Raw genomic sequence first — 1,700 nt, forward strand, 5'->3', positions numbered from 1 at the left:
TAGCCGTAATTTTTTTTTTCCGGTGAAGCCAATTGTCTTCAAGGCTCTGGATATGGTGGCAGGAGAGATTTCTTCATCCCAAAGTTCAGCCATTGGAGCGGAGGTTTGATCGCCATGCTCTTGGGCAAAAGCCTTGAATTTTTGCCAGTCGGTAATTTTGTGGYTATKRCCAGGTCGGTGATTAGGTTTAGGGAGGAAGTCWCCGGTCTGTGCTTTTCTTTGCAGCCAGAGATTGATAGTGTTCCGGCTGACATGGAAAACTTGACTGGCTTCTGTTTTGGGCATACCGTCTAGTTCAATTGCATCAATAACTTTTTGTCTGAGGTCGTAACTATAGGGGGCTGGCATTTTTGGTCTTCTTAGTCATCTCGTCCTCTCCATTATACGTCCTAACTATCCTGTCTGGTGCTATATTTGTTCGGTGTACTATGGGAGTTGTATATCACAAAACAAATAATTGTCAAGATTTATGCCACAATTGTTATGACCCTGTGTGATCCAATACTAGCAAGGACGGATACTGATAGTTATGTGGACTTAACCCTAGTTACTATTGAGGCATTGACAGATTTTTGGTAGTAGGGGTCGAGAGAGATGTCGCCATCTCCCCCTCCCATACAAAACCGTACTTGAGACTTTCACCTCATACGGCTCCTAATCTGACTGCTCCATTGTTAAGGATACAGCGTTGGCGTTGTCGAGTGCCGTCTTATCATCGCGGGTGTGGCGATGTAATAACTGAAGATTCTTGTATTCATCCTTTCCGCCTAGGCTTCGAGGTACAATGTGGTCTACTTCAACTAAATCCGATGGCGCGAAATACTGTCCACACCAGGTACACCTACCTTTTTGCTTTTTGAGTAGTTTTGCTACCCTATTTGGCGTTTCAATTGCCTGTCCTCGTCTGGTTGCCCAGTAAGTCCAATTTCCGTCGTATGGTGTTGCGTCAGGGCGTATCAGGGTGTGTCTGACAATCGGAGTCCAATTATGTTTCCATAGTTGGCATCCATCTTTAGTCTAGAACAACCAAGATTCATGTCTTTCTTTCCCATTGCTAAGTTTAATCGTTCCATGTCTGAAATAGTTTCTTAGCTTTTCGTGGTTTGCCTTTCCGCATCTTGATACTGTCCATGCCCGTAACATTTGCCAGATTAGATAATCTAGCTTAACAAAGGTCTCTGTTGAGACAACCCCTGAATAGTAGTTTGACCATCCCTTTATTATTGGGTTTAGTTTGCTTATCAGGGCTGATTGGGGTGCTGTTTTATGTTGTTTTATTACACCCTTAATCACTTCAGTATGGGCTTTAACTGCTTTATTGCTGGGTTTAATGTGAGTTTTGTGACCGATTAATCGGCTTGCTGCTCCACCAGTTTTTCCAGATTTATATTTTCCTACCGGATATTGCCTAAAGTTGAATCCTAGAAAATCAAACCCGGGTTCTTCAGTCTTGCCGTTATACTCAATGGGATTGGTGCGAAACGTTTAGGAGTGAAATAGGGCTGCAATGCCCGAAATAACCTCTTAGTGGGACTTTCACCCCTTGGTGAAATATAGGGAGACGCACTCTCATTCTTATCCCTAGACCATCCCATAACTGTTTATATGTCCCGACGCTTGGAGAAATCTAAGCAAGGCAGGGAACTCAGGGTCAAGACAGAACGTTAGAACGGAGGAAGTTGTGAGCCTCCTATTATAGC

The 1,700-nt window shown here is 43.7% G+C and carries 1 protein-coding gene and 2 pseudogenes; all 3 read right to left on the minus strand.

Annotation, left to right across the window (positions count from 1 at the left end; all coding sequences use genetic code 11):
• Positions 1-348 (minus strand): IS630 transposase-related protein (locus B9T16_RS28440; protein ID WP_410246362.1); only part of this gene is annotated, 348 nt, incomplete at its 3' end.
• A 306-nt stretch (positions 349-654) separates the two neighbouring features.
• Positions 655-1,473: pseudogene (locus B9T16_RS28445) on the minus strand (group II intron reverse transcriptase); the annotation flags it as partial.
• Positions 1,422-1,700: pseudogene (locus B9T16_RS28450) on the minus strand (hypothetical protein); the annotation flags it as partial. The pseudogenes B9T16_RS28445 and B9T16_RS28450, both read right to left, overlap by 52 nt.

The organism is Arthrospira sp. PCC 8006, assembly GCF_046480465.1.
Lineage (GTDB): Bacteria > Cyanobacteriota > Cyanobacteriia > Cyanobacteriales > Microcoleaceae > Limnospira > Limnospira platensis.